This is a genomic window from Pontiella sp., assembly GCF_041622395.1.
In the GTDB taxonomy this organism is placed as follows: Bacteria; Verrucomicrobiota; Kiritimatiellia; order Kiritimatiellales; family Pontiellaceae; genus Pontiella.
This window is the reverse complement of sequence record NZ_JBFJYW010000194.1, coordinates 1-7,667: the sequence shown is the minus strand read 5'-3', so window position 1 is coordinate 7,667 and position 7,667 is coordinate 1. Positions and strand designations below refer to the sequence as shown.

The following is a 7,667-nucleotide window of genomic DNA, read 5'->3' as shown; positions in this document are numbered from 1 at the left end:
GGCTAAATTGTGTTGCGCCTTCAGCGCAATCGAAGCGCGCTTCCGGCGGACGCACCGAAATTTTACTGCCGCCCCGTTTTTCTGCCACCACTTCTCGATAAGTTATTTCGGCGATTGCATGGAAAGTAGGCCCGGCATCCTGCCTATCTCTGTGACTGAGGGGCAGGCATCTCTGCCTGCCCTTGAGCAGGCAAGGATGCCTGCTCCACGACCGCTGGAGGGGCGCAGGCCCTGCGACCGAGGCACGGAGCCCGTGCCCCTCCAAGCGTGACCCCGGAAGCAATAGACCGCGCCGCACGGAAGCCGGCACAGGCGGTGTCAGGTAGGGCCGCCGCTTCGAGGTGGCTCAGCCGATGCCCCGGGGGCACGGAATCCGCGCCAGCGGATGCGGAAGGGGTCAGGGAACCCCGCGTGCTCCAGGCCACTCGCCCTGAAGGGGGCGATACCATTCGTATTTGTTGTCCCTTCAGGCATAAAGCCACCTCGTAGCGGCGTCTCTATGGCGATACCATTCGCGACTGGTGTTGTCCCGCGAGGGCAAGGGGTATCCCGGGCCCGTGATTGCCAAGACGGTAAAACATCGCAAAGGAATTGCCAACGATCGGAAAAGCAATAAAATGCGGCTCAGGATGTAATGTTGGATCAACCAAAAACGGAGAGAGCCATGAAGAGACTCGTCGGGTTACTAATTATGATTGCCGCCGTCAGCCAGGCGGACGAATTCCGCACCTTCACCGCGGAGGATGGGCGGACGCTCAAGGCCAAGATCATCAGCTACGACAGCGCCTCGGGCAAGGTCATGATCGAGCGCGAGGACCGAAAAAGGCTTACGGTTCCCGCCACGGCGTTTTCCAAAAAGGACCAGACCTTCATTGAAAAATGGCAGACCTACGAGGCGTTCCTGTCGCCCGCCAAACTCAAGCTGGAGATCGAACGCGACGAAGTCGACAGCACCAAGAAGAACGTCGAAGTCGATATCGGCGACGAAACCAGCGGGGGACGTCGGGGCGGCGGGATGTCGGGCGTGGTGACGGTCGCGGTCGACAAGAAAACGCAGTACAAATACAAGCTGGCGATAGAAAACAAGAGCGGCACCGCGCTCGACGACATGACGATGGAATTCCGGATCTACTACGATCAGCAAAAGCCGGTCAAGGACGAGAAGGCCAACAAGGGCCGCTCCAAGGATGAAACCCGCCCCGAGAAATACATGGCCGTCGACCAGTTGAAGGTCAAAAAGGGCGAGAAGAAAATCAAGACGCTCGCCCCCAAGCAAAGCGGCACCATCTCCACCGAAAGCGTGGTACTGCTGCAGCGCTCCGCCAGCTATGAATGGGGCGAAAACATCGACCTGAAAAGCGACCTGGCGGGCGTATGGATCAAGCTGACCATGCGCGGGGCCGACGGCGAACTGCTCGTTCGCGACATTTGCTCGCCGGAGTCGATCATGAAGAAGTATCCGTGGGACGTCCCGGACGAACCCGAAGAACCCGCCGCCAAAGCCAAGCCGACCGAACCGACCGAAGACAAGGATAAGGACAAAGACAAGGAGGAGTAAGAGCCGCCCCCCTTGGCTTCACCCGTTCACTCATTGTGGTACGGGTGGTTTTCAACGACGGTAAACGCCCGGTACACCCCTTCCAGCAACACCAGCCGGGCAATGCCCCCCGCCATCACCAGCGACGAAAGCGCCCAGACCGCATCCGCCTTTTGGCGAACCGATTCGGCCAGCCCCAGCGCGCCGCCCACCACGACCACGATCCGCCGCTTGCCGGACAAGGGATGGGCGCCCTGCCGCCCCGCCTTCAGCAATTCCGCCAGCTCCATCGTTTGGATCGCCTTGCCGCGTTCGTCGCACGCAACCAGATAGTCGCCGTCTTTCAGCAGTTTGCAAATGCGGTCGGCCTCGGCCTCCTTGGTTTGCTGCGGCGTGCGCGAGGAAACCTTTTCGTCTTTGTATTCGAGCACTTCGACGCCGAACGACTTCAACCGCTTGACATATTCATCCTGCCCCGCCGCCAGCGCCTTGGGTTTGATCTTTCCCGGTAGCAATACGCAAATCTTCATGTTTCGCTTTATGCCCTATCCCGCGGGACGGGAAAAGAAAAAGCCGCGTTCCGTCGGACGGAACGCGGCCTCGCCAGATCAGGCCTCACGCTTTAGGCCTTGCTGCCCATCTTGCCGATCACTTCCTTGGCGGTGGCGATGAAACCCGCCACGTCGGAGAGGTTCGAGGGAATGATCATCGTGTTGTTGACCTTCGCCAGGTTGCCGAACTCGGTGATGTATTGCTCGGCGATGCGCAGGTTGACCGCATCGGAGCCGCCTTCGGCGTTGATCGACTTGGCGATCTCGGTGATGCCCTCGGCGGTGGCGGTGGCCACGGCGCGGATTTCGGCGGCACGGCCATCGGCTTCATTGATCCGGCGGAGCTTTTCCCCTTCGGACCGGGCGATCGCCGCCTGCTTTTCCCCGTCGGCGCGGTTGATCTGCGCCTGGCGTTCGCCTTCGGATTCCGCGATCACGGCGCGCTTTTCGCGCTCGGCCTTCATCTGCTTTTCCATCGCCTCCTTGATGCTCTGCGGTGGCGTGATGTTCTTCACCTCGTAGCGGGTGACCTTCACGCCCCACGGGTCGGAGGCGGCATCGACCGCCTCGACAATGGCGCTATTGATGGAGTCGCGCTCCTCGAACGTCTTGTCGAGATCGAGTTTGCCGATGACCGAGCGCATGGTGGTCTGGGCCAGCTGCGTCGAGGCGAAACTATAGTTGCCGATGCCGTAGGAGGCGTTCTTCGCATCCATCACCTGCATGTAGAGAATACCGTCGACTTCCACCGAAATATTGTCGCGGGTGATGCACATCTGCGGCGCCACGTCGACCGCCTGCTCCTTGAGCGTGTGCTTGTAGGCCACCTTGTCGATGAACGGGAACAGAATGTGCATCCCCGCCTCCAGGGTTTTGTGGTACTTCCCCAGCCGCTCAACAATGAACGCGCTGCGCTGCGGAACGATCCGCATGGTTCTGATCAGCGCCACGAAAACCAGCGCAACAACCACGACCGCAATGATAATGAGTGCCTGCTCCATTGAACTCCTCCGTTATTTCCCTTTCACAATCAGCGTCAGGCTCCTTTGGCCAACCACGACCACCGCCCGTCCCGCTTCGATAGATTCTTCCGACTCGGCCTTCCAGCCCGTCCCGTTGACCACGATCCGCCCCGCCTCTTCCGGGGTGATGGCCTCGGTCACTTTTCCTTCGCTCCCCACGATCCCGTCCGCCGCGCTCCCCGCACGGCTGGCGCGCCCCGCGAAAACCGGCTTGAGCAGCCGCCGAAGCCCAAACAGCGACACCAGCGACGCAATCGCGAAAACGATCAACTGCAACGCCACCCCGGCGGGAAAGATCAAAACCAACAACGCCGTTGCCAATGCCCCCAGCCCGAAGAAAAACAGCACCAGACCAGGCACGGCCAACTCCAGAATCATCAACACGATTCCAACTATCGTCCACCAAAACGCAGGACCGTACATCGCCGCCTCCTTGAAAACATTCAGAACTTAGCTCTACAGCATAGGCGCCGCCATTACAAATGGCCAATCACTTTGTAATGAATTAATAGAAAAGCCGCGCTCCATTTGGAAGGAAACGCGGCATTTGCACGCCGGAAACTGCGCACCATAACTAGTACACTGAAAACCTTAAACTTTCGGATGATTTTCAACCACCCGCTTCGCTAGAGGTCGCAGAGACACAGAGGGGATATTTATAATATGAGCCTCTGTGTCTCAGAGCCCTCTGTGGTGAAAATACGAAGTTCTAGGCAATACGATGCACTAGACCCCGCTGAAGGCGGAGAAGGCGCCGTCGACCGGAACCACGATGCCGCTCACGAAGGAGGCGGCATCGGAGATGAGGTAATGGATCGTGCCGAAAACCTCGTCCTGTTCGCCGAAGCGGCGGAACGGCGTCTTGCGGATCACCTGTTGGCCGCGCTCGGTGAAGGAGCCGTCCTCGTTGGTCAGCAGCGCGCGGTTCTGGTTGCTGATGAAGAACCCCGGCGCGATCGCATTGACGCGGATCTTGTCGCCGTATTTAAGCGCCATCTCGGTGGCCATCCAACGGGTGAAGTTGTCGATGGCGGCCTTGGCGTTGGAATAGCCCAGCACCCGGGTCAGCGCCTGCGGCGACGACATCGAGGAAAAATTGACGACCACGCCGTGGCCCTGCTTTTTGAATGCCTTGGCGAAGGTCATCGTCGGCATCACGGTCCCTTTGAGATTGAGGTCGAGCACCTTGGAATAGTCTTCGAGCTTGAGGTCGAACACGTCCTGGTCCGGCCCGATGGTCGCGCCCGGCATGTTGCCGCCCGCGCCGTTGATCAGCACATCGATGCGGCCGCAGGTTTCCAGCACCTTGTCGCAGACCTCGTCGAGCGCCTGCTGGTCCAGTACGTTGCAGGCAAACCCGCAGCACTTGTCCGAGATCTTCTTCGCGCTTTCAACGGCGGCATCGACCTTCTCCTGAAAGAGGTCGAGATAGACGACGAAGGCGCCCTGCTCCTGCAGATAATTCGCGGTGCCTCCGGCCAGCACGCCCGCCGCCCCGGTGATTGCAATGACTTTATCCTGTATGTCGAAAAGGTTTTTCATGATTGGCTCCTGTTCTTTCCTCAAAGGTTTGAGATAAGAACATCCAAACGGATCGTTTGCAATGCAAATCTAAGTGGGAGCATAAAGCCGCGAAAATACCTTGTTGGAAAACGCGGCGGAACCAACTATGAAGGAACCATGCCGAATCCCACCGAAACCCAATCCTATTGCGCCGCCTGCCGCACCGTGGTTCCCGCCCGGGTCGCCGAGCGCGGCGGCGCGCTTTTCCTCGAATCGAACTGTCCGGACTGCGGCCCCAAGAGCGCGCTCGTGGAGCACGACGCCGCGCTTTACGGCGCATGGGAACAAACCCGCCGCCCCCACCGTGCGCCGGCGCACGTCCAGACACAAACCGGCCGCGGCTGCCCGTTCGACTGCGGGCTCTGCCCAAACCATCGGCAGAAGAGCTGCATTTCGCTGATCGAGGTGACCGACGCCTGCGATCTGGGATGCCCGGTCTGCTATGCCGATTCGGGGACGGCCCACCACCTGCCGCGCGGTACCGTCGAACGGATGCTCGACGCCGCGGCCGAATCGGCCGGGGGCCACCCGGACGTTTTGCAGATCAGCGGCGGCGAACCGACCTGCCATCCCGAAATCGTGCCAATCCTCCGGGCCGCCATGGAGCGGCCGTTTAAATACGTGATGCTCAACACCAACGGGCTCTCGCTGGCCGACGGCACCCTCGACCCGGCGGAGCTGGCCCAACTCGGCAACGGCTTCGAGGTCTATCTCCAGTTCGACGGGCTCGAAGACGACATCCACCAAACCCTGCGCGGACGCGCGTTGCTGCAAACCAAGCTGGCGGCGCTGGATCAACTGGCGGAGCACGGCATTCCGGCCACGCTCGTGGCCACCCTGCGGCGCGGGCTGAATCTGGAGCAGGCCGGCGAGCTGCTGCATTTCGCGCTCGACCACCCCGCCGTCCGGGGCATCAACTTCCAATGCGAAGCCCTCTTTGGGCGCAACCCGGCCAACGGCGCCGCGCCCGAGCGCGTCACCCAAACCGAGGTGGTCAATACGCTCGCCCGCACCGCCGACGGCCTGCTGGGCACAAACGATTTCATCCCGCTCTCCTGCGGGCTCGCGAGCATGGTCTATCTCGAACGGATCGCGGGCGACTGGAAACCGATCCCGCGCGCGCTGGCCGATGCGTGGGCGGGCAACCCGCTCACGACGTCCGTGGAGGATCTTTTGGAGGCCGCGGCGGGGGCCTGCCTTTGCAAGGGCGGCGCCCTTCTCGAGGCGCTCGCCCAACGGCTGCCGGCCGACCTGCTGCGCCTTTCGCGGCGGGAGCGGTCCCGCTTGGTGCACGAGCGCTTTTTCCATGTTACCGTCGTCGGCTTCCTCGATGCGGGGAACTTCGACCTCAACCGCGCCTGCCGCGAATGCGCCCATGTGATCCAACCCGACGGAACCAAGATTCCGTTCTCCGCCTACAACACCATTCATCGCCCCCGCCATGTTTAACGTCGTTGCAGACCTTACGACGGCCATCTGCGCGCTGGCCATGCTGGCGGCCATCGCCTTCAACTTCATCGATGCGCGCGGCGCACGCGCATTCCGCGAACGCCGCAGCCCCGTCGCCACGGCCAGCATGACCGGATTCTTCGTTGCGCTCTATCTCGTCATCCGCCTGCGGATCTCCGCCATCGACAGCGACGGGCTCCTGCCGCTGCGCGGCGCCGGACTTGCGCTGATGGTTTTCGGAACCGCGTTCAACATTTGGGGGCGGATCTTCCTCAAGCAAAACTGGTCGGACCACGTTCGCGTCTATTCGGACCAGCAACTGGTGACCACCGGGCCCTACCGGATCGTACGCCACCCGCTCTACGCCTCGCTCATCTGGATGTTCTACGGCGCGGCGCTCGCCTACCTCAACCCGCTGGCGGCCCTCGGCAACACGTTGGTTTTCATTCCGGCCATGATCTACCGCTCCAACCTCGAAGAGCAGGCGCTCGGCGCAACCTTCGGCGGGGCCTACGCCGCATACCGCAAACGCACCGGACGCTTCTTCCCCAAACCCGGACGCCGAGCCGAATGATGGAAGTTGCGCACAACGCTCCCGCGGGATGGGGCCTTTGCCCGGAAGGCTTCCCGGCCTATGCGCTGTTCATGCTGCTGGCCTTTGGGGCGGGCATCGGTCTGTTTTGGTTCAATACGCGAAACGCGGAAAAGCCCTCCGGGCAGCTCTTTCCGATCGTTTTCGCCGCGTTGATCGGCGGCTTGATCGGCGCCAAGCTTCCGGTGGTCCTGCTGAACCTGCGGCATGGGTTCAGCTGGGAAGCGTTGCTGGCCGGGCGCACCATCGCCGGCGGCCTCGTCGGCGGCACCCTCGGGGTGCTCCTCGTCAAGAAGAGGCTGGGCATCGAAGGCCGCTACGGCAACCGGCTCGCCGCCCCGATCGCGATCGGCATGGCCGTCGGGCGCATGGGCTGCCTGTTGCATGGATGCTGTTTCGGCAAACCGACCGCCCTGCCCTGGGGCCTCGACTTCGGCGACGGCATTGCGCGCCACCCCACCCAGCTCTACGAGTTGCTCTTCTGCCTGGCCGCGTTCGCCATCCTTCAGTTGCCGCGCAACCGCAACGCGCCCGGCGGCAACCAACTCACCGGCTTCTTTCTCGCCTACTTCGTTTTCCGTTTCGCCGAAGAGTTCCTGCGCCCCCACCCGATCCAGGCAGGTCTCACCACATTTCAATGGATCTGCCTTGCGGGAATCCTTATCCTGCTGGGCAAAGCGAGGATACTGAGACCAAAGGAGAGCCCCGATGTACGACCATGAATACCGCCCCGGCGGTGATTTTCTAACCGGATTTCTCGCCGCCCTAGTCGTCGCCATCCTGGCGGTCATTCTCATGTTCGCGGCGGAATCGCCGAACCCCCTGTTTATCGGAGCCGTCGCACTGGCCGTCGGCGGCATCGTTGCACTGGTTAAGCGGCGCCCCTTCATCGGCGTCGGGATCTTCACCCTGCTGGTCGCGGCCCCGCTGTTGCTGATCGGCTCCTGCTTTGC

General features: G+C 61.7%; 8 protein-coding genes and 1 pseudogene. 5 read left to right on the top strand and 4 right to left on the bottom strand.

Going from position 1 to position 7,667, the window contains the following annotated elements; genetic code table 11:
* Window positions 1–664: 664 nt before the first annotated feature.
* Complete coding sequence (locus tag ABYO54_RS11495) at window positions 665–1,558, top strand: hypothetical protein (protein ID WP_372808393.1); 894 nt, start codon at window positions 665–667, stop codon at window positions 1,556–1,558.
* A gap of 26 nt (window positions 1,559–1,584) precedes the next feature.
* Here ABYO54_RS11495 and ABYO54_RS11490 read toward each other — a convergent pair whose 3' ends face one another.
* From ABYO54_RS11490 to ABYO54_RS11475, 4 genes are all read right to left on the bottom strand, one after another.
* Window positions 1,585–2,067 (bottom strand): 23S rRNA (pseudouridine(1915)-N(3))-methyltransferase RlmH, encoded by a 483-nt coding sequence (locus tag ABYO54_RS11490; RefSeq protein WP_372808392.1) that lies wholly within the window; start codon window positions 2,065–2,067, stop codon window positions 1,585–1,587.
* 92 nt (window positions 2,068–2,159) lie between these two features.
* On the bottom strand, window positions 2,160–3,089 hold the full coding sequence (locus ABYO54_RS11485; protein ID WP_372808391.1) for an SPFH domain-containing protein: 930 nt from the start codon (window positions 3,087–3,089) through the stop codon (window positions 2,160–2,162).
* A 12-nt stretch (window positions 3,090–3,101) separates the two neighbouring features.
* A complete protein-coding gene (locus tag ABYO54_RS11480) occupies window positions 3,102–3,533 on the bottom strand; it encodes an NfeD family protein (RefSeq protein ID WP_372808390.1) in 432 nt (143 codons plus the stop codon).
* Window positions 3,534–3,836: 303 nt separating this feature from the next.
* A complete protein-coding gene (locus tag ABYO54_RS11475) occupies window positions 3,837–4,652 on the bottom strand; it encodes an SDR family oxidoreductase (protein ID WP_372808389.1) in 816 nt (271 codons plus the stop codon).
* A 138-nt stretch (window positions 4,653–4,790) separates the two neighbouring features.
* Here ABYO54_RS11475 and ABYO54_RS11470 point away from each other — a divergent pair, with 138 nt between their 5' ends.
* From ABYO54_RS11470 to ABYO54_RS11455, 4 genes and pseudogenes are all read left to right on the top strand, one after another.
* Complete coding sequence (locus tag ABYO54_RS11470; protein WP_372808388.1) at window positions 4,791–6,122, top strand: radical SAM protein; 1,332 nt, start codon at window positions 4,791–4,793, stop codon at window positions 6,120–6,122.
* Window positions 6,115–6,696 (top strand): isoprenylcysteine carboxylmethyltransferase family protein, encoded by a 582-nt coding sequence (locus tag ABYO54_RS11465; protein WP_372808387.1) that lies wholly within the window; start codon window positions 6,115–6,117, stop codon window positions 6,694–6,696. Before ABYO54_RS11470 ends, ABYO54_RS11465 begins: the two co-directional genes overlap by 8 nt.
* On the top strand, window positions 6,693–7,436 hold the full coding sequence (locus ABYO54_RS11460; RefSeq protein WP_372808386.1) for a prolipoprotein diacylglyceryl transferase: 744 nt from the start codon (window positions 6,693–6,695) through the stop codon (window positions 7,434–7,436). Before ABYO54_RS11465 ends, ABYO54_RS11460 begins: the two co-directional genes overlap by 4 nt.
* Window positions 7,423–7,667: pseudogene (locus ABYO54_RS11455) on the top strand (hypothetical protein); the annotation flags it as partial. The gene ABYO54_RS11460 and the pseudogene ABYO54_RS11455, both read left to right, overlap by 14 nt.